This window comes from Streptomyces kanamyceticus, from assembly GCF_008704495.1.
GTDB lineage: Bacteria > Actinomycetota > Actinomycetes > Streptomycetales > Streptomycetaceae > Streptomyces > Streptomyces kanamyceticus.
The window spans coordinates 4499747-4519124 of the sequence record NZ_CP023699.1 but is presented as its reverse complement, the minus strand read 5'-3'; the positions used below and the strand labels follow the sequence as shown (position 1 = coordinate 4519124).

General features: G+C 71.8%; 14 protein-coding genes and 1 pseudogene. 5 read left to right on the top strand and 10 right to left on the bottom strand.

The window, feature by feature from the left end; all coding sequences use genetic code 11:
• Nucleotides 1-39: 39 nt before the first annotated feature.
• On the bottom strand, nucleotides 40-3210 hold the full coding sequence (locus CP970_RS18865) for an NACHT domain-containing protein (RefSeq protein WP_055552592.1): 3171 nt from the start codon (nucleotides 3208-3210) through the stop codon (nucleotides 40-42).
• Between the two features lie 522 nt (nucleotides 3211-3732).
• Between CP970_RS18865 and CP970_RS18860 the strand changes: the two genes are divergently transcribed.
• Entirely contained in the window at nucleotides 3733-4422 is a 690-nt protein-coding gene (locus CP970_RS18860) for a M23 family metallopeptidase (protein WP_055552590.1), read from the top strand.
• 42 nt (nucleotides 4423-4464) lie between these two features.
• Here CP970_RS18860 and CP970_RS18855 read toward each other — a convergent pair whose 3' ends face one another.
• A complete protein-coding gene (locus CP970_RS18855; protein WP_055552588.1) occupies nucleotides 4465-5046 on the bottom strand; it encodes a TetR/AcrR family transcriptional regulator in 582 nt (193 codons plus the stop codon).
• A gap of 175 nt (nucleotides 5047-5221) precedes the next feature.
• On the opposite strand from CP970_RS18855, the gene CP970_RS18850 reads away from it, so the two are divergent.
• Nucleotides 5222-6865, top strand: a complete 1644-nt coding sequence (locus tag CP970_RS18850) for an MDR family MFS transporter (protein ID WP_079043823.1) — start codon at nucleotides 5222-5224, stop codon at nucleotides 6863-6865.
• A gap of 126 nt (nucleotides 6866-6991) precedes the next feature.
• On the opposite strand, the gene cseC is transcribed toward CP970_RS18850, so the two are convergent.
• From cseC to CP970_RS18825, 5 genes are all read right to left on the bottom strand, one after another.
• Nucleotides 6992-8356 (bottom strand): two-component system sensor histidine kinase CseC, encoded by a 1365-nt coding sequence (cseC, locus tag CP970_RS18845; protein WP_079043822.1) that lies wholly within the window; start codon nucleotides 8354-8356, stop codon nucleotides 6992-6994.
• Nucleotides 8357-8440: 84 nt separating this feature from the next.
• The gene (gene cseB, locus CP970_RS18840) at nucleotides 8441-9154 is read right to left on the bottom strand and encodes a two-component system response regulator CseB (protein ID WP_055552583.1); all 714 of its coding nucleotides are present in this window, start codon (nucleotides 9152-9154) and stop codon (nucleotides 8441-8443) included.
• An 86-nt stretch (nucleotides 9155-9240) separates the two neighbouring features.
• The gene (locus CP970_RS18835; RefSeq protein WP_398655358.1) at nucleotides 9241-9837 is read right to left on the bottom strand and encodes a hypothetical protein; all 597 of its coding nucleotides are present in this window, start codon (nucleotides 9835-9837) and stop codon (nucleotides 9241-9243) included.
• 38 nt (nucleotides 9838-9875) lie between these two features.
• Nucleotides 9876-10415: a SigE family RNA polymerase sigma factor gene (locus CP970_RS18830; RefSeq protein ID WP_055552579.1), complete on the bottom strand. Its 540-nt coding sequence runs from the start codon at nucleotides 10413-10415 to the stop codon at nucleotides 9876-9878.
• A gap of 276 nt (nucleotides 10416-10691) precedes the next feature.
• Entirely contained in the window at nucleotides 10692-11642 is a 951-nt protein-coding gene (locus CP970_RS18825) for an HhH-GPD family protein (protein WP_055552577.1), read from the bottom strand.
• Between the two features lie 273 nt (nucleotides 11643-11915).
• Here CP970_RS18825 and CP970_RS18820 point away from each other — a divergent pair, with 273 nt between their 5' ends.
• Together CP970_RS18820 and CP970_RS18815 are read left to right on the top strand one after the other, a co-directional pair.
• Nucleotides 11916-13559: a sensor histidine kinase gene (locus tag CP970_RS18820; protein ID WP_055556198.1), complete on the top strand. Its 1644-nt coding sequence runs from the start codon at nucleotides 11916-11918 to the stop codon at nucleotides 13557-13559.
• A 5-nt stretch (nucleotides 13560-13564) separates the two neighbouring features.
• Nucleotides 13565-14224, top strand: a complete 660-nt coding sequence (locus CP970_RS18815) for a response regulator transcription factor (protein WP_055556200.1) — start codon at nucleotides 13565-13567, stop codon at nucleotides 14222-14224.
• A gap of 282 nt (nucleotides 14225-14506) precedes the next feature.
• Here the strand turns inward: CP970_RS18815 and CP970_RS18810 are convergent.
• Nucleotides 14507-15106: pseudogene (locus CP970_RS18810) on the bottom strand (phosphatase PAP2 family protein); the annotation flags it as partial.
• Nucleotides 15107-15300: 194 nt separating this feature from the next.
• On the opposite strand from CP970_RS18810, the gene CP970_RS18805 reads away from it, so the two are divergent.
• The gene (locus CP970_RS18805; protein ID WP_150493577.1) at nucleotides 15301-16119 is read left to right on the top strand and encodes a hypothetical protein; all 819 of its coding nucleotides are present in this window, start codon (nucleotides 15301-15303) and stop codon (nucleotides 16117-16119) included.
• Nucleotides 16120-16532: 413 nt separating this feature from the next.
• Here the strand turns inward: CP970_RS18805 and disA are convergent, their stop codons facing one another.
• Both disA and radA read right to left on the bottom strand, forming a co-directional pair.
• On the bottom strand, nucleotides 16533-17657 hold the full coding sequence (disA, locus tag CP970_RS18800) for a DNA integrity scanning diadenylate cyclase DisA (RefSeq protein ID WP_055547974.1): 1125 nt from the start codon (nucleotides 17655-17657) through the stop codon (nucleotides 16533-16535).
• Nucleotides 17658-17758: 101 nt separating this feature from the next.
• Nucleotides 17759-19177 (bottom strand): DNA repair protein RadA, encoded by a 1419-nt coding sequence (gene radA, locus CP970_RS18795; RefSeq protein ID WP_055547976.1) that lies wholly within the window; start codon nucleotides 19175-19177, stop codon nucleotides 17759-17761.
• Between the last annotated feature and the right edge of the window lie 201 nt (nucleotides 19178-19378).

Genomic DNA, 19378 nt, shown 5'->3' with positions numbered 1-19378 from the left:
CGGGTCAATAGCGGTTCGCCCAGAGGCGGTTGGACCGGCTCAGTCCTTGGCGGTGCCGTAGAGATGTACGTCGATGTGAGCGGGCAGGGCGGCCAGGCCGGTGGCCGTGGCGGGGGCCTGTAGCTCCGTCAGGCTCGGGTGGTGGGCCAGGGCGGAGACGTCGATGGGGGCGTTCCGGTCCGGGCTGCCCTCGGGACGGTTCTGCAGGAACAGGTGCTTGAGTCCCGGTGCGACCGTGCGGAGGCGGGGGGCCACGTCCGCCCAGGAGGCGTCGGGAGTGAGCTGCAGGTTCACCAGACCGGGCAGAGCAAGGCCCGGCGGGATGATCATGAGGGAGTGCGACGGCAGGTGCAGGGCGGTGAGGCCCGGCAGGGTCGCGAACACCTCCCAGTCCCTCGCGGTCAGCGGATCGTCGACGCTGAAGGTCATCCGCGCCAGCTTCGGCCATCGGCTCGCGCGCGGCAGGTCGGTCAGAGCGGCGCGGGAGTCCACGAGCCCGAGGAACGTCAAGGGGGCCTCGGCGGGGAACGGCGCCAGGCTCCACGGCTCCTGCGCGCCGACGACGCTGAGTCCGTCCAGGCGGCCCAGGGCGGCCAGCGCCTCGGCGGTCAGGAGGCCCGGCGGGAACCTGTTGAGCAGCAGGAAGGTGGGCTCGCAGGCCGCTATGAAGCGGGAAGCGACGTCGGGGCTGACCCCCGGTCTGATGTCCAGCCTCTCCGGGTACAGGCCGAGCCGTTCGAGCTCGGTCACCTGTTCGTCGGTGCGGAGCGTGAAGTGGATTCCGTGGCCGTCCAGCCGGGCGATGACCTGCTCCGCGTACGGACGGCAGGCGTGGCGGTGCCATCCCCACATCAGCTGGCTGCGGACGCCGAGCCCGCCGTGCCGGGTGAACCGGGCGAGGAAGGGGATCGTCGCGTCCGAGTCCACGTGCGTCGCGGTGACGGCCACCTGCTGGGCCTCGTCGTCGGAGAGGCCGTCGGGCCCTGGCAGCAGGTCGAGAACCATGGCCCCGACCTTCGCCAGCGCCCGCGCGTCCTCCGCGTTCCGTGGCGGAATCAGCGCCGCCGTACGCCGCTCCACCTCCTCCCGTACCGCGGGGGCCAGCTCCGCCGCGTGTTCCAGGCAGGCGGCCGCCAGGAGATGGATCCGCTTGCGGGCCCCGTCCTGCGGGTGCCGGTCCCCGTGCGTGAGCAGGTCGCTCAGGATCTCCGCCCGTTCGCGCGGCCGCGCCTGCGCCACCGCCATGCGGATGACGTCCTCCCACTGGTCGTCCGCCGCATGCCCGACCAGGACCCCGAAGTCGCCCGCGTCGACCGCGGCCCGCGCGCCCAGGAAGTCCTGGAACGTGCGGTGGACGAAGTCGACGGTGTCGGGGCCCGGCTCGCGCAGGAGGCCGCTGCGGTGCAGGAAGTGGGTGTAGACGGCCCCTGCGTCGCCGAGCCCGGCCAGCTCCGGCACCGCGGGGAGCGCCTCCGCGATGATGGACTCCGCCCGCGAACGGTCCATTTCCGTACGGCCGTTGCGGATCAGCCAGTACGCGAGCCGCTGCAGGAGCTGCACCTGCGGCTCCTCCCGCAACTCCGGCACCGCCATGTGGCGTTCGCGGTCCCTGCGGACCAGCAGCATGGACAGGGCCGCGGTGTAGAGGTCCTTGCGGCCCATCGGCAGGAAGCCCCGCCGGTCCCGGTGGAGGGCGCAGATCAGGCCGCACATGAGGGGGTTGGTGGCGAGGAGGCCCAGGTCCGGCTTGGACCGCACGGCTTCCAGGAGCTGACTCTCGTACGCGACGAGTTCGGCGTCCTCCTCCGGGACGCCGGTGGTCGCCGCGGTGTGCCAGCGCTCGATGAACGCCGTCACCTCCGCCTCTCCCATCGGGGAGAGCGTCAGCTCGGTGAAGCCCTCCTCGGTGAGCCAGTTCGCGCGTACGGCCGACGGGCGCGACGTCACCAGCCAGCGGTTGCCGGGGAACGCGTCGATCAGGTCGCTCAGCCAGGCCCGGGTCCGGTCGCGCTCGGCGTCCGGGATCTCGTCGATGCCGTCGATCAGGACCAGGGCGCGGCCCGCCGTCAGGACGCGCGCCTCCCACCCGTGGGGCTGGGTGCCCGCGAGCGGGCAGCCCACCGAGGCGAGGAAGTCCGGGGGCGCGGGCAGCCGTTCGCCGTGGCGGGTGAGGGTGCGCAGGGGGAGTACGTAGGGGACGCGGTCGTCCAGGTACGCCATGGTGGGGTGCGTCGCCTCGGTCGGGTACGTCGACATGGCCGGGTCCGCCCCGGTGGGGTCCGGTCCCGCCGCGTCCCTGCGGGTCGCGCTCACCGCGAGCCACTGCACGAGCGTGGTCTTGCCGGAGCCCGCCTCGCCCCGCAGGAGGACCCGGTCGTGGGTGGCGAGGGCCTGGTCGGCGGGGAGCGGGGGCGTGTGCTCGACGGCCTCCACCTCCAGCGCGCGGAGCTTCGCCTCCGACAGGTAGTGGACCGTCTCCACGCGTCCGGGCGGCTCCGCCTCCAGCGACATGTAGGCCGCGTCCAGCGGCCACTTCCCCGGGGAGCCCGACAGGTCGATGCCGAAGATCGTCAGCTTGGCGTGCTTCTTCGCGACGTACGCGAGGTAGCGCCGCTCGAAGGCGAGGTCCTGCGCCCCGGCGAGGGGCCTGCGGGCGATCAGCTCGTCGACCTTCGCGATCAGCTCGTCCTGGCCCCGGCTCTGCGCGACCAGCGTCGCCGCGACGAACGTGGAGCGCTGCGTGAAGAACTGCAGGATGTGCAGGCACGCCCACTCGGTGACCGAGTGGAGGTAGAGGGCGGCGTCCTGGGAAAGGCCGGAGGCGAGGGGCGGCCCGCTGCCCGCCGCGCCGCGCGTGAGTTCGCGGGCCAGCTCCCGGTGGCCGAGGCGGACGGCCTGGACGTCGTCCATGTCGAGGTCCCCGAGCGAGAGCAGCACCCGGGTCAGGGCGTCGGTGACGGCCAGTGCCTCGTCCGGCGGGAAGGTGCGCTCGCCGGGGGCGGCCAGGGACGCCGCCACCAGACGCTCCGCGAGGCGCCGCACGTCCCGCCTGCCCAGGGTGCGCCGCTCCCCCTTGAACGACACCAGGGAGGACAGCCGTACCGGCTTCGCCACCAGGCCCGCGCCGGGGCCCTCCCGTACGAACAGCCTTTTGACCAGGGGGGCGACGGCACTCGACGCCAGGCGGGTGCCGATGAGCGCGGGATCCATGGGCGCGAGCGTAGTGGGGGTCACATTCGCGGCGGGGTGGATCTCGGCGGCCGGTGACATGGCGCACAGGCTTTTCGTCCGGTACTAGGCGGAATAGTGGATGCGGATGGATCGCCGGTCGGGACCTTCGGCCCGCGACCTCCGGGACCTTGGACGCGTTCGGCCGCGGTGGGTGCGGCCCTGGTGGGCGTGCGGGTCGGGAGCGGCTCCGATGTGCGGCTAAACCCGCGCGAGGGGAAGAAACCCCGTTACCGGGCTGTGGGGCAATTGTCCGGATTTGATGGTGTCAAGCGGGCTAAATCCTCGCCACTCGCTACGGCTTTGAGTAGTAGATGGGCGTTTTGGGCGGTGGTGAGGGTGGGGGTTACCAAGGGATGACCGACCCGGCGAAGCGCGGTCGGCGGGTGATCCGCCCGCCCCGCCTGCCGGGTCCGTTCATGCCCCCTCGGTCGTCGCGCCAGGCGTCACCACAGTCGTCATCGCAGTCGTCACCGCAGTCGTCACACCCCGGAGGACATCCCCATGTCGCAGCGCACCAAGTCCCACCATCCCCGCCCGTCGATGCTCCGTACGCGGGCGGCCGTCGTCGCCGCGGGCATCGGGGCGTCGGCGGTTCTCGGGGCCGGGGTCTCGGTCGCCGCGGACGGCGCCAAGAGCGGTGGCGCGCTGCCCGGTGTCGCCGTGAACTCCCTCCAGGCGCAGGCCGCCGCCCAGGCCAAGGCCGCCGACAAGGCGCGGCAGGACGTGGCGAAGAAGGCCGCCGACGCCCAGCGCGCCGCGGCCGCGCGGGCCGCCGCGTGGATCGACCCGGTCAAGAACTACACGCTCTCCGCGAGCTTCGGCCTCGGCGGCAGCATGTGGTCCCACAAGCACTCCGGCCAGGACTTCGCCGTGCCGGTCGGCACCCCGGTCGCGTCCGTGCACGGCGGCACCGTCGTGAAGGCGGGCCCCAACGGCGCCGGTGACGGCCCCGCGTACGGCAACGCCGTCGTGGTGAAGCACAGCGACGGCACGTACTCCCAGTACGCGCACCTCTCGCAGGTCGACGTCCGGGTGGGTCAGACGGTCGGCACCGGCCAGCGCATCGCCCTCTCCGGCAACACCGGCAACTCCAGCGGTCCGCACCTGCACTTCGAGATCCGTACGACCCCGAACTACGGCTCGGCCGTCGACCCCGTCGCCTTCCTGCGCTCGTCGGGCGTGAAGGTCTGACCCCACGCGCGCCCCACCGCGCCCCACCGCGCTCCGGGCGGCTCAGCCGCCCGTGTGTGCCCGCGTCACCAGATCGATGGCGACCTCCAGGATGGCCTCGCGCTTCTCCTTGGGGTCGCCTTCGGCGTCCTTGAGCACGAACATTCCGGCGTGCATGGTGAACAGCGCGCTGAAGCACCGCACCTGGTCGGCCATCGGGGCGTTCGGGTCCTTGAGGATCTCGTGCAGCCCGAGCATCCGGTCCTTGAAGCTCTCGCCGGACTTCAGGTCGCGCATCGCCGCCTGGTTCTCCTGCATGAAGCGGAAGAGCGGTGCCGCGTTGATCAGGATGGCGCTGTAGCGGGTAAGTACTTCCTTCTTGGTCTCCAGGGAGACCGGCTGAGGCTGTGCGTGACCCCATTCGATCAGCTCGTCGATCGGCCCCGTGAGGTCGTCGAAGATGCTGGTCAGGATGTCTTCCTTGGTCTTGAAGTGGTAGTAGAGCGCCGCCTTGGTGACGTCCAGCTTCTCGGAGATCTCGCGCAGGGACGTCTTCTCGTAGCCCTGCTCGGCGAAGAGTGCGAGGGCCACGTCCTGGATGCGCTGGCGGGTGTCGCCGCGCCGCTGCTGCTTGCCTGTGCCCATCGGGGTGCTCCTCGACTCCACTCATCACTCACGCTGTCGCAACTCACGCCGTTCACGTCGTCGTACGTGAAACTTACTTGACGCCCGGCTAGTTAAGGGTCTACCTTCCCCAGTGTAGTCAACTTGCCGGGCGGCAAGTAAGTAGTGGTAGGGCGACAACCGGGGAGTGGTGAGTATGTCGGGGACACCTAAAGCGTCACTGGAGCAGTTGGAGAAACCGGAGAAGGCGGGCGCGGTGAAGGCCGCGGGGGAGACCGGGCCGCAGCCGCGCAGTGTGCGCGTCGTCCTGATGGCCCTGATGATCACCATGTTGCTCGCGATGCTCGACAACATGATCGTGAGCCCCGCGATGCCGACGATCGTCGGCGACCTCGGCGGCATGGAGCACCTGTCGTGGGTGGTCACCGCCTACACGCTGGCGACCGCGGCCTCGACCCCCATCTGGGGCAAGCTCGGCGACATGTACGGGCGCAAGGGCGTCTTCCTCACCTCCATCGTGATCTTCCTGGCCGGGTCCGTGCTCAGCGGCATGGCACAGGACATGGGACAGCTCATCGGCTTCCGCGCGATCCAGGGGCTCGGCGCGGGCGGCCTGATGGTCGGCGTCATGGCGATCATCGGTGACCTGGTGCCGCCGCGGGACCGCGGCAAGTACATGGGCATGATGACCGGCGTCATGGCGGTCGCGATGATCGGAGGCCCGCTGGTCGGCGGCACCATCACCGACCACCTCGGCTGGCGCTGGGCCTTCTACATCAACCTGCCGCTCGGCGCCGTCGCGCTCGCCATGGTGACCGCCGTCCTGCACCTGCCGAAGAAGAAGGCACAGGGGCGCATCGACTATCTGGGCGCGGCCCTGCTGACCGTCGGCATCAGCGCACTCGTGCTCGTCACCACCTGGGGCGGTTCCGAGTACGCCTGGGGCTCTGCCGTGATCATGGAGCTCATCGGCATCGGCGTCGCCTCGCTCCTCGGCTTCCTCTTCGTACAGAAGAGGGCCGCCGAGCCGATCATGCCGCTGCACATCTTCCGCAGCCGCAACTTCTCGCTGATGGCCGTGATCGGCTTCATCACCGGCTTCGTGATGTTCGGCGCGATGCTCTTCCTGCCGCTCTACCAGCAGTCGGTGCAGGGCGCTTCGGCCACCAACTCCGGGCTGCTGCTGCTTCCGCTGCTGCTCGCGATGATGGCCGTCTCGATGGTCGCGGGCCGGGTCACCACCGCCACCGGCAAGTACAAGGTCTTCCCGATCGTCGGCACCGTACTGATGGTCATCGGGTTCTTCCTGCTCGCCCAGATGGACACGGAGACCACGCGGTTCACCTCGGGCCTCTACATGGCCGTGCTGGGCGCGGGCATGGGCTTCCTGATGCAGATCACCATGCTGGTCGCGCAGAACAGCGTCGAGATGAAGGACATGGGCGTCGCCTCGTCCTCGGCCACGCTCTTCCGTACGCTCGGCTCCTCCTTCGGCGTCGCGATCATGGGTGCGCTCTTCAACAACCGCGTCCATGACGTGATGGCCGAGCGCGCCGGGTCGCTCGGCAGCAAGGCCACCGAGGCGACCGCCCAGCCGACCGCGGAGCAGCTGGCGAAGCTGCCCGAGATGGTCAGGGACGCCTACCAGCACGCGGTGACGGCCGGTGTCCACTCGGCCTTCCTGCTCGGCGCCGCGCTCGGTGTCGCCGCGCTGATCGTCTCCTTCTTCGTGAAGGAGACGCCGCTGAGGGGCTCGGGCCCCGCGGACAAGAAGCCCGTCGGGGGCGCGGACGGGGACTCCGCGCAGGTGGTCAGGGAGCCGGTTGCAGAGGCCGTCTGATCCCGCAGGACCGCCCTCCCCGGCGGAGAACGGCCCCCGGTGCTTCGCGCACCGGGGGCCGTTCTCCTGCCAGAGGTCTCCTGTCAGGGGCGGGTGTCCGCCAGGCTCAGAGACCGTCCGGCGACTTCACAGGGTGTCCGGCAGCTGCAGCATCGGGAAGCTGCCCGTGTTCGTCGGCGCGTGCTCCGGCAGCCACAGGACGGCGACCGCGCCCTCGGCGGGCTCGTCGGGAGAGACGCCCGCGGGGCGTACGTTGCGGAAGGTCAGCCGCGCCCCGAGCACCCGCGCCTGACCCGCCGCGATCGTCAGACCCAGACCGTGGCCGTGTCCCGCCCGGTCCGTGCTGCCCGTGCGGAAGCGGCTCGGGCCCTCGTCCAGGAGCGCCTCGGGGAAGCCGGGCCCGTGATCACGCACCCGGACCACCCGGCCCTCGACGCTGACCTCGATGGGCGGCTTGCCGTGCTTGGCGGCGTTGGCGACGAGGTTGCCGAGGATGCGCTCCAGGCGGCGCGGGTCGGTGGTGACCTCCGACTCGTGCACGACCGTCACGGACACCTCGGTGCTGAGGAGCGCCATCCGCCGGGACACGAACTCGCCGAGGGTGATGTCCTGCAGTTCGGCGCGCTCGGCCGCCGAGTCGAGGCGGGCCACCTCAAGGACGTCCTCGACGAGCGTGCGCATCGCCTGCGCGCGGTCCTTGACCAGCTCGCTGGGCCGTCCGGGCGGCAGCAGCTCGGCCGCCGTGAGCAGCCCGGTCACCGGCGTACGCAGCTCGTGCGCGATGTCCGCGGTGACCCTGCGCTCGGCCTCCAGGCGCTGCTTGAGCGCGTCGGCCATGGCGTCCACGGCGGACGCGAGGTCGTCGGTCTCGTCCTTGACCACGCCGCCGATGGAGTCGCGGACGCTCACGTCCGTCTGTCCCTGGGCGACCTCGCTCGCCGCCGTCGCCGCCTTGCGCAGCCGCCGCGACAGCTGCCCGCCGATCAGCACGCCGAGCGCGCAGCCGCCGAAGACGACCGCGATCGACCCGATGACCAGGGCCTGGTCGAGGTCCTTCATGACGGTGGCGCTGCGGTCGGTGAAGCGGGAGTGCAGCGAGAGGACGTGCCCGTCGGCCAGCGGCACGGCCGCCCAGATGTCGGGCGTGCCGTCGGGCTTCTCCTCGACGAACGTGGCGCGCCGTCCCTTGAGGACCTTCTGCCGCAGCTCCTGGGGCAGCTCGGGGTCGTCGACCTTCGTGCCGAACTGGAGGGTCTGGCGCTGGGACGCGGAGTACAGGCGCAGCGCGAACTGGATGCGCTCGTCCTGCACGTCGCGCGCGTTGTCGAGCATCGAGACGCGCGCCGCGTTGTGCACGACCAGGCTCAGCGCGACCGCGACGAGCGCCCCGACCAGCGCGATCGCCGCGCTGATCTTCCAGCGCACGCCGGTGCGCAGACCGGTCCTGAACATCCCGCGGACACGGTCGGCCGCCCGGTGGCCCCTGTTCATATGTGTCCCCCGAGTACCCCGAGCCGCCCGCGTCCCCGCGGCACGCCGTCCTTCATGCGTCCGTTCACGCCGTCACGTGTCCGTTCACGCCTTGAGCTTGTAGCCGAAGCCGCGGACCGTCTCGATGCGGTCCTGCCCGACCTTCGTACGCAGTCGCTGCACATGGACGTCGACGACGCGGGTGTCGCCGCCCCAGCCGTAGTCCCACACGCGCTCAAGGAGCTTGTCGCGGGACAGGACGGTGCCCGGTGCGGACGAGAACTCCAGGAGCAGGCGCATCTCGGTCGGCGTCAGGGCCACGGGCGCGCCGTCCTTGCGCACCTCCATGCCCTCCGTGTCGATCTCCAGATCGCCGAAGTGCAGCACGCCGCCGTCGGCCCCGGCGTCCTGCGCCGAGGCGGGCGCCGCGGAGCCGTGCCCGCCCGCGTGCCCGAAGCGGCGCAGCACCGCGCGGATGCGGGCGACCAGGACGGCTCCGTCGAACGGTTTGGTCACGTAGTCGTCGGCGCCCGCCTCAAGACCGAGCACCACGTCGATGGAGTCGGCGCGCGCCGACAGCATGATCACCGGAACCGTGGACTCCTCGCGGATCCTGCGGCACAGCGAGACGCCGTCCATGCCGGGCACCATCACGTCGAGCAGCGCGATGTCCGGCTGGTCGGCGCGGAACGCCTCAAGGCCCGAGAGGCCGTCGGGCATGGCGGTCACCGCGAAGCCGTCCCGCTCAAGGGCGAGCTGGGTGGCCTCGCGGATGACGTCGTCGTCCTCGACGAACAGGACGTGGGTCTGTTCTGCCATCGGAAGTCTCAGTCCTTCTCAGTACGTGCTCGGTGCGTCTCGTGGGGGTCGGGCGGGGTGGTCGGCGGCGGCCGGTCCGCGGCGGGTCAGCCCGCGTCCGATGGTGCGGCCGACTCGCCGCCCACCGCGTTGTTGAAGTCGCTGCGGGTGCGCTCCGTCTCGACGAAGTGGTTCGACGACCAGTGGTACGTGATCACTTCCTCGCCCGACGGATAGGCCACCGAGTCGCCCTTCTCGTACATCTGCTTGGTCACGACCAGGTCGCCCCTGTCGATCTCGGCGTAGACGGACGCGGGCTCCTCGGCACTGAAGACATTCTCGTACTTATCGCCTTCGGCGCGATACACGTAGCTGCCGATCCCGACGGCGTCCGCGCAGGTCTGCACGTTCACCACGACATCGGACGCGGTGCCTCCGGTCACGTTCCCGTACGTCACGTCGATCGGGTACGAGTCCCCGGCGCACGGCTTCAGGTCCCGCTTGATCGCCGTGCTCACCTTCGGGTCGTCCTTGACGAGCCGGACCGCGTCGATCTTCCTCGTGGGCACCGACGCCGAAGGCGCGGGCGAGGGCGAGGCGGAGACCACGGGTTCGCTGCGCGCGGGTCCCTCGTCGCGCGCGCCCGCGCCGCCCGTCGAGCAGGCGGCGAGGGAAAGGCCGAGGGCGGCGAGCACGGTCACCACCGTGCTCGCCGCCTTTACGCTTCGTCTGGCCTCAGGGCCTAGGCCGCGCAACGCTCCCGCTCCTCACGTTCGAACGCGCGGGCATCCAGGTCACGGCTCTCCAGCTCCTGGCGGAGCCGGGCGAGTGCCCGGTGCAGCGTGCTCTTGACCGTTCCGGCCGACATGCCGAGCGCGGCGGCCGTCTCCTCTGTGGACATCTGCTCCCAGTGTCGCAGCACGACCACGCTGCGCTGCTTGGGTGCGAGAACCTTCATGATGTCCATCAGCAGGGCGCGGTCGGCGTGCTGCTCCGTGGAGTCTTCCACGGACGCGTCGGGGAGCTGCTCGGTGGGCACCTCTTCGAGCTTGCGGGCGCGCCACCACTCCGTACGGGTGTTGATCATGACGCGCCGGAGGTAGGCGTCCGCCAGCCGCTTGTCGGCTATGCCGTCCCAGCGGCCGTACGTCCGTACGAGCGCGGTCTGCAGCAGGTCCTGCGCGTCCACGGGGTCCGGAACCAGGCGCCGGGCACTGCGCAGCAGGGCGTCCTGCCGAGTGCGGACGTACTCTTCGAACTCGAGCACCTCGCCGTGCGCCATATCCAACCGCCTCCGTTCCGTCCCCAAATGCGTGACCGCGGCCCTTGCCGAGCGGCACGTCCATGAAGCTACGGAGGCGTTGTCACGAGGTTGTGCGGAGCAGCCAGCGGCGGGCGCACGGCTGGGCGTAGGTTGTGTAACAGATGTAGGGCGAACATAAAGATCGCCATAAAACCGCAGGTGAGAAGCGGTCTATGGGCGTTACACGGACCTTTTGGCAGTTATGCGGTTATGAGGTCATGGCACGGGGTCATGACATGAGGTCATGGGGGTCGGTCACGTGAGCGGCAGCCGGTAGTGCCCGTCCGCCAACGGCTCCACGAGCCCGTCGGCGACCAGACCGTCGAGCGCGCGGGCCCGCTGCACCGGCTCCTCCCACACCCGGTCGAGCGCGGCCTGCGGCACCGGGGCGACGGCCTCGCGCAGCACGGCGAGCAGTTTGCCGCGCACCTGGCGGTCCGTCCCCGCGTACGTCTGGCCGCGGCGTGCCGGGCCCTCGTGCGCGGGCTTGCCCGCCGCACGCCAGGCGCACTGCCCGGCGATCGGGCACTTCGCGCAGTTCTCGTTCCGCGCGGTGCAGACCAGGGCGCCGAGCTCCATGGAGGCGGCGGCCCAGCGCGACGCGGTCCGCTCCTCCTCGGGCAGCAGGGCGCGGGCCAGCTTGCGCTCGGCGGCGGTGGTGGCGTTCGGCGGGTACTGCACACCGGCCACGGCGCGCGCGAAGACCCTCCGCACGTTCGTGTCGAGCACGGCGTGCCGCTGGCCGTACGCGAAGGAGGCCACGGCGGCCGCCGTGTACTCCCCGATGCCCGGCAGCGCGAGCAGCTGGGAGTGGTGCGCGGGGACGTCGCCGCCGTGCCGCTCCGTTATGGCGGTGGCCGCGCCGTGCAGCCGCAGGGCGCGGCGCGGATAGCCGAGCCTTCCCCAGGCGCGGACGGCCTCGCCCGGCGCCTCCTTGGCGAGGTCGGCGGGGCGCGGCCAGCGGGCGAGCCACTGCTCGTACACGGGCAGGACCCGGCTGACGGGCGTCTGCTGGAGCATGAACTCACTGACCATCACGCCCCACGGCCCGGCGTCCGGGCGGCGCCACGGCAGATCGCGGGCGTGCGCGTCGAACCAGGCGATGACGGGGGTGTGCAGGGTCTCACCGGAGGCGGCGACTTCGGCGGCTTCGGCAGCCTCGGCGGCGTCGGGTGCGGTCGGCGTGGGCTTCGTGGGCGCAGTCATGGCAGACCCGATCCTGCCACGGGGGTGGCGGCGGACGACACAACCGCGCGGCTCGGGCGGGGGGGTTTCGCGCGACCCCGCCCTGAGGGCCGCGTCGCCGAGCCACCCCTGACGATCGGCAGGGGTGCGCGGGTGCGGGGGGACAGTAGCGTCGGGGGAGCGAAGAGGGGAGCCAGGAAGGGGTGCGAAGACGGGAGCCAAGAAGGGGAGCGAAGAAGGGGTGCGAAGACGGGAGCCAAGAAGGGGTGCGAAGAAAGGGGAGTGAACGGGGGAGTGAAGAGACGTACCGGGGACGCGCTCCTCGCCGTGGCCCTCGCCGTGCCGGTCGTGTCCGTGGACCGGCTCGGCCTCAACGAGCCGAGCACGCTCCCCCGGCAGCTGTGCGCGCTCGCCGTCGTCGGGTGCGCCGTCGCCGTGCGCAGGAGAGGGCCGCTGCTCGCGTTCCTCCTCGCCGCGGCCCTCGGGCTCGGCACCGCCTCCTCCCTCTTCACGCTCTCCTACGGACCCGCCTTCGCCGTCCTCGCGCTCCTCCTCGGCCGCCGCGCGGACCGCGCCCGCCCCGCCCTGATCGCCTTCGGGGCCATCGCGGTCGTCGGTACGGCCAAGATCGCCGTACGGGACGTGGACCCCGTCGTGGAGTGGCTCGTCCTGATGGGCACGCTCGTCTTCGGCGCGCTCTTCCCCTGGCTCGCGGGCCGCTACTGGCGCCAGGCGCGCGAACTGGCCGCCGCGGGCTGGTCGAGGGCCGACCAGCTGGAGCGCGAGCAGCGCATCGTCGCCGACCGCGCGCGACTGCGCGAACGGGCCCGCATCGCCCAGGACATGCACGACTCGCTGGGCCACGAACTGAGCCTGATCGCCGTCCGCGCGGGCGCCCTCCAGGTCGCCCCCGGCCTGGCGCGGGAGCACCGCGACGCGGTCGCCGAGCTCCGCGCCGCCGCGTCCGACGCCACCGGCAGGCTGCACAAGATCATCGGCGTACTCCGCGACGAGGGCGACGAGCAGGCCCCGCTCGCCCCCGCGGGCGAGAGCGTCACCGCGCTGGTCGAGCGCGCGGCGGAGTCCGGCCTTGAGATCACGTACGTCCCCGGCGACCGCGATGGCCGCGATGGCGAGCAGGGCGAGCAGGGTGAGGCGCGCGGCCGGGAGTTGACCGGGCGCACCGTGTACCGCGTCGTCCAGGAGGCCCTGACCAACGCGGCCAAGCACGCGCCGGGCGCCCACGTCACCGTCGAGATCGCGCGCGACGCCGCCACGACGACGGTCACCGTCACCAACGGCCGCCCCGACGAGGCGGTTTCACCGTCCTTCCGCACCCCGCTGCCCGGGCTGTCCGGCGGCGGCTCGGGCCTGCGCGGCCTGCGCGCCCGCGTCACCGACCTCGGCGGCACCCTGGACGCGGGCCCGCACGACCACGGATTCCGCCTCACCGCGCGCCTCCCGGCCGGCGGCACCGACCCCGTGGCCGCGCACCCCGAGGCCCGCCTCACCCACGCGCGCCGCCGCACCCTGCTGGCCTTCGGCGCCGCCGTGGCGACCGGGGTGCTGCTCGTCGGCGGGACCTTCGCCTGGTACGCGTACTCGCGTACGCACTCGGTCCTCGACCCCGCCGACTACGCCCGCCTTCGCGTCGGCGAGAGCCGTGCGGAGGCGGCCGGGGTGCTGCCGGACAGGACCGTCTCCGACCCGCCCCTGGAACGCGCGCCGAGCCCGCCGCCCGAGGGCGCCGAGTGCCTCTACTACCGGGCGGACGGCAGACTCTTCACCGCCGTACGACACTTCAGGATCTGCTTCGGCGGGGACGGCGGACGCCTCGTGGACAAGGCCGTGATCCCCACGGCGAGCGACTGGGACGAGTTCCGAGAGGAAGACGAGTTCCGAGAGGAAGAGGAGGAAGAGAAGGAATGGGTGCGGTGAACGGGGTGATCCGGGTCCTGCTGGCCGACGACGAAGCCATGATCCGTGCGGGCGTGCGCGCGATTCTCGCCGCGGGCCAGGACATCGAGGTCGTCGCGGAGGCCGCCGAAGGACGCGAGGCCGTCTCGCTCGCGCAGGCCCACCGACCGGACGTGGCGCTGCTCGACATCCGCATGCCGCGCCTCGACGGGCTCGCCGCGGGCGAGGAAATCGTCCGTACGGTGCCGGGGACGGCGGTCGCCATGCTGACGACCTTCTCCGAGGACGCCTATGTGGCACGGGCGTTGAGCGGCGGAGCCACCGGTTTCCTGCTGAAGTCCGGCGATCCGCACGAACTCATCGCGGGCGTACGGGCGGTGGCGGACGGCGCCGCCTTCCTCTCGCCCAAGGTCGCGCGGCACGTCATCGACGGCTACGGAGCGCGGCGCGTGGGCCGCGGGGCCACCGCGAGGACCCGCGTCGGCGCTCTCACCCCGCGCGAACGCGAGGTGCTCGGCCTGGTCGGCGCGGGCCTGTCCAACCCGGAGATCGCGGCCCGGCTGCACCTCGTGGAGGGCACCGTCAAGGCGCATGTGAGCGCGGTCCTCGACCGGTTGGAGGTCAAGAACCGCGTCCAGGCGGCGATCGTGGCGTACGAAGCGGGGCTCGTCCCCGACGCGGACTGAGCCCTGCCGGGCCGGTCAGCTGTTGTGCTGGTGGGGGTCGTGGCGCGGGTCGTGACGGGGGTCGTGACGCGGCAGGGCCATGGTCGGGTTGTCGGCCGGGGGAGTCCAGGCGGCGGGCTGCTGGTGCTGGTGCTGGTGCTGGTGCTGGTGCTGCTGGTTCTGGTTCTGGTGTGAGTACTGGTTCTGCGGGTCCTGGTACGGCTGCTGAGGGGCGTGCGGGGGCGTGCCCGGGGCGCCCGTGCCGTGCCGTCCGCGCCGCGCCGTCGTGTCGTACGCCGCGGGACCAGGCCCCGCGAACCAGCGCACGATCCCCGTGGACGAGCCGCGCATGGCGTCGAAGAGCCGGGCCGTGGGGCGCGTACAGATCCGTACGAGCAGGAACGCGATGAGCGCGCCGAGCACCAGACCGACCGCGACGTCGTGGGGGTAGTGCACGCCGACGAAGACCCGCGAGAACGCCATGAGCACGGCCATCGGGACCGTCAGCGCGGCGATGCGCGGCCAGGCGAGCGCGAGACCGATGGCGGCGGCGCCCGCGATCGTCGAGTGGTTGCTCGGGAAGGACCAGTCGCCGTGCGGCGGGCACTCCACGAGCGGGGTCAGCGCGCCCGAGACCGCCCGGCAGGGCCGCTCCTCGTCGATCACCGACTTGAACAACTCGCTGCACACGTACGCCACCGCGGTGACCAGCGGAGCGAGCACCGCGACCGCCACGGCGCGGGAGTCCCCGCTCCTGGCGCGCCACCAGGCGACGATGAAGAGCACGCCGAAGAGCAGCAGTCCGAGCTCCGTCCACACCTCCGCCAGGTGCTGGAACCACGAGGGCGTGTCGTGGGCGAACTCGGTGATATCGCGGTAGAGATCGTCGGTCATGGTGTCCATGATTACGGACGGTACGGAGTGCGGCCGAATCGTCACATCTGGCGATCGACCCGTCACGCACCCTGACGATCGACAGGGTTCAGGACCGTACGCAGGGGTGTAAGGGGCGGATCCGGGATGATGATCCGCAAACTTTGTCGCTCAGGGCGGCGGGTGGGGCAGGAGAAGTGCCGGATCTCTCGTAAGGTTTGGGCGTGGGATCTCTGCGCAATCCGGTCGGGCCGCTTCCCTCCACCATCTACTGGCGTCGGAGGGCCGTTCTGCTGTCCTTGCTCGGACTGCTGGTGCTCCTTGTCGTCTGGGTCGTCGTCTCCGGCGGCGGGGGCGGGAAGAACAGTGCCGACGGCCCCGGCGGCAACGGACCCGCCACTTCCATCACTCCCGGACCCTCCGAGTCCGGGCCCGCGATCAGTGAACACCCGGGCGGGCGGGACGAGTCGAGCGAGGGCTCGGGGTCGTCAGGTTCGGGCTCGGGGTCGGACTCCGGGTCCGGGTCGGGTGGCGGCTCGGGCGGGTCCGAAGGCTCGGGCTCCGGCGGTGGCGGCGGATCCGACGACGGCGCCAAGGGCGGTGGCGGCTCGGGCGACCGGCTGCCCGCAGGGTCGAGCCTGCCGAACTGCGCCAGTGGCGACGTGAAGTTGAAGGTGCGCAGCGTCCAGAACACGTACGAGATCGGCGAGAAGCCGAAGTTCGAGCTGATCGCCGACAACAGCGGCAGCAAGGCCTGCAAGCTCGACCTCGGCGGCAAGGGCACGGTGCTGACGATCACTCAGGCCGACGGCGACAAGGACTTCTGGTCCTCCGAGGACTGCCCGGCCGGTGGCGGCAGCCTGCTGCTCCGGGTCCCGGCGGACGGCCGCGTCACGCACGCGGTCGAATGGGACCGGCGGGCCAGCGAGCCCCAGTGCGCGACGCCTGCGGCGGGCACGGCGGCTCCGGGCACGTACCTCGTCGAGGCGAAGGCACCGGGCCTGGGCGCGGCACGGGCGTCGTTCGTCCTGGAGAAGGACTAGTCCCCGCGGGGCTTGAGCGGATTCCTCTCCCCCGGGGCGGGGGTGAACGCCTTTCCGCGCTCCGCGCGGGTTTTCCCGCCCGCCCACCCGTTGCTCCGTACCGGAAGGGCGATGGGTGGGGCCGGGCCTGTTGCCCCGTCAGGTGGGCGCCTCGCCGGGTCGCGTGCGGTGCTCAAGCCTCCCCCCCGCCGAGCGCGCGCCTGATCGGTCCGCCGGATGGGCAGGGAAGGGTGGGCGGGTGGGGAGAACCGCCGCGAAGCGGCTGGAGTTGTGGTGGCGGAGTGGGAGGGTCCCGGCACGGGCCGGACAAGCCCCGTGAGGGAGCCACGCCACCCGGCGCCAAGGGAGCAGCCGCTTCGGCGCCGAAGACAGGGGCCACGGGGACCCACCCCGTACCCCGTCAGCGCCGGAGGCTAGACGTAGCGCTCCAGGATGGACGATTCCGCGAGGCGCGACAGGCCCTCGCGGACGCTGCGGGCGCGGGCCTCGCCGACCCCGTCCACCGTCTGGAGATCGTCCACGCTCGCGGCGAGCAGCTTCTGCAGGCCGCCGAAGTGCTCCACGAGGCGGTCGATGATGGCCCCGGGCAGCCGCGGCACCTTGGCGAGCAGGCGGAAGCCCCGCGGGGAGACCGCGGAGTCCAGCGCCTCGGGGGAGCCCGTGTAGCCCAACGCCCGTGCCACCGTGGGCAGTTCGAGCAGCTCGGCGTGGGTGAGGGAGTCCAGCTCGGCGAGCGCCTCGTCGACCGTGCGCGAGCGCTTGGCGGTGGGCTCGGGCACGTAGTCCCTGACGACCAGCTCGCGCTCGGGCTCCACGCCCGCGATCAGCTCGTCCAACTGGAGGGTGAGCAGGCGGCCGTCGGTGCCGAGCTCCACCACGTACTCGGCGATCTCCGTGGCGATGCGGCGGACCATCTCCAGGCGCTGGGCGACCGCCGTGACGTCCCGCACGGTCACCAAGTCCTCGATCTCCAGGGCGGAGAGCGTGCCCGCGACCTCGTCGAGACGGAGCTTGTACCGCTCAAGGGTGGCGAGCGCCTGGTTGGCGCGGGAGAGGATCGCCGCCGAGTCTTCAAGGACACGGCGCTGACCGTCCACGTACAGCGCGATCAGGCGCATCGACTGGGACACCGAGACGACGGGGAAGCCGACCTGCTTGCTCACCCGGTCCGCCGTGCGGTGCCGCGTGCCCGTCTCCTCCGTGGGGATCGTCGGGTCCGGCACCAACTGCACGCCGGCGCGCAGGATCTTGGTGATGTCCTTGTCGAGGACGATGCCGCCGTCGAGCTTGCACAGTTCGCGCAGGCGCGTCGCCGTGAACTCGACGTCCAGGATGAAGCCGCCCGTACACATCGACTCGACGGTCTTGTCCCAGCCGAGGACGATCAAGCCGCCGGTGTTGCCGCGGAGGATGCGCTCCAGGCCGTCACGCAGTGCCTGGCCGGGCGCGACAGCGCTCAGGGAGGCGCGCATCAGCCCATCGGCACCGGAGCTGCCGCCGGGCTTGCCGGGGTTCGCTGCCCGGTCGTTGGCTGCCACTGCACTCCCTCGGTCGCAGGTTGTCCACGTCTCTGCCGCGCACGTGCCGCGTACGGAGCGCACGCTGTGCTTCGCACGGTTGGGCGAGACCAGGGCAAAGTCTACCGGCGCTCTTCCTCCTCCCGTGGGGCCTCTCGGCGACGGGACCTCGGAAGGACACGCAGCGCGTCCCCCATGTCGGCGACTTCGATGACCTTCATACCGGCGGGGATCTTCCCGGGATCGGCGGGTACGAGGGCGTGGGTGAAGCCCAGGCGGTGCGCCTCGGCCAGCCTGCGCTGGACGCCCGTGACCCGTCTGACCTCGCCCGCCAGGCCCACTTCTCCGATCGCGACGAGATTCTTGGGGAGCGGGGTGTCGCTCGCGGCGCTGGCCAGGGCGAGCGCGACGGCGAGGTCGGCCGCGGGTTCGGTGAGCCGCACGCCGCCGACCGTCGCGCTGTAGATGTCCCGCTTGCCGAGTGCGGTGATCCGGCCGCGCTGCTCCAGGACGGCCAGCATCATCGAGACGCGGGAGGTCTCAAGGCCTGAGGTGGTGCGGCGGGGGCTGGGGATCTGCGAGTCGACCGTGAGCGCCTGGACCTCGGCGACCAGGGGGCGGCGGCCCTCCAGGGTGACGGTCAGGCAGGTGCCGGGGACGGGCTCGGCGCGGCGGGTGAGGAAGAGGCCGCTGGGGTCGGCGAGACCGGTGATGCCCTCGTCGTGCAACTCGAAGCAGCCGACCTCGTCCGTCGTCCCGTACCGGTTCTTGACGCCTCGGACCAGGCGCAGGCGCGCGTGCCGGTCGCCCTCGAACTGCAGGACCACGTCGACGAGGTGCTCCAGGAGGCGGGGGCCCGCGATCGCGCCGTCCTTGGTGACGTGGCCGACCAGGAGCGTGGACATGCCGCGCTCCTTGGAGGCCCGGATCAGCGCGCCCGCGACCTCTCTGACCTGGGCCATGCCGCCGGGCGCGCCGTCGATCTCGGGCGAGGCGACGGTCTGGACCGAGTCGAGGACGAGGAGGGATGGCTTGACGGCGTCGAGGTGGCCGAGGACGGCGGCCAGATCGGTCTCGGCGGCCAGGAACAGATGGTCGTCGATGGCCCCGATGCGGTCGGCGCGCAGCCTGACCTGGCTCGCCGACTCCTCGCCCGTCACATAGAGGGTGCGGTGCTCGTCGCTCGCCGCCTTCGCCGCGACGTCCAGGAGCAGCGTGGACTTGCCGACGCCGGGCTCGCCCGCGAGCAGCACCACGGCGCCGGGGACCAGACCGCCGCCGAGCACCCGGTCCAGCTCGGGCACGCCGGTGGTGCGCGCGGTGGCCTGACGGCCGTCGACCTCGCCGATGGGGACGGCGGAGGAGGTGACGCGGCCGGGGGCGGTGGTGCGGACGGCGGGCGCGCCGTACTCCTCGACCGTGCCCCAGGCCTGGCATTCGGGGCAGCGGCCGAGCCACTTGGCCGTCTGCCAGCCGCACTCCGTGCAGCGGTAGGACGGGCGTTGCTTCCCGGTGTTCCCGGATTTCGTGCGGGCAGCCATGGTCGAAACCGTAGCCGAGCCCACTGACAACGCGGTCCGCCGCCGATCCGCCCGCCGGTCCGCCCGACTCTTTGCTCGCCCCGCGTACGAGCCAAGGCCACGGAATGAAGGGTTCCTGTCCCCTTTTGAGGGATCTGTTCACCCGTAAGGATTAAATGTGCTCAAGAGGGCGGAAGGGGCCTGCATCATCCGCCTAACTTC